At 22.3% G+C, this 624-nt stretch carries 1 protein-coding gene; it reads right to left on the bottom strand.

Annotation, left to right across the window (positions count from 1 at the left end):
- Window positions 1-108: 108 nt before the first annotated feature.
- Window positions 109-624, bottom strand: a 516-nt coding sequence (locus ACZBKJ_RS09945) for a hypothetical protein (RefSeq protein ID WP_463200941.1), incomplete at its 5' end; no start/stop codon positions are given.

Here is a 624-nt window from a genome sequence, read left to right as displayed (position 1 = left end):
CTTATTTTGTGATAAAAAGTTATCCAATTCTTGTTTGGGAACTGGTACTACTTCTACTTTTTCCAGCATTAGGTTGATAAGTTGGTCTAAAATTTTCATAAAATTACCTTATCTATCATCAACAACTTTATCTAAAATACCACCATAGTAGATATTATAACTATAAAATTTATCATCACAGATAATTAATTGGTTATCTTTAAAAAAGTAGCGACCATATATAGTTATATCTTTTATCTCATAATTTAAATAGGTAGATTTATATTCATCAATATTATCTATTTTTATATCTATTTCAATTTTATCAAAATATTTATTTTTTATTAATAGTTTAAACAAACTAAAGAATAATAGCTCCTTTATTCCATGATAACACAATAAATCTTTTTCACCGTAACTATAAAGGTATATTTTTTTTGTTTCAAAATCTATACATAATGGGTCTGTACTTATATCACTTCCTATATAATTACAATGGTTAGGTAATTTTGATTCTTCACAATATTCATCATCAAAATATGTTAGTTTTAGATAATTAAATGTAAAATTTGCATAACTATATTTCAAGAAATCACTATTCCCATATTTTAATAAAAACTGATAATGTTCATCACAAATATCAAT

Source organism: Moraxella sp. I5G (genome assembly GCF_055193055.1).
The sequence above is the reverse complement of the archived record's forward strand: the minus strand, read 5'-3'. Positions and strand labels throughout refer to the sequence as shown.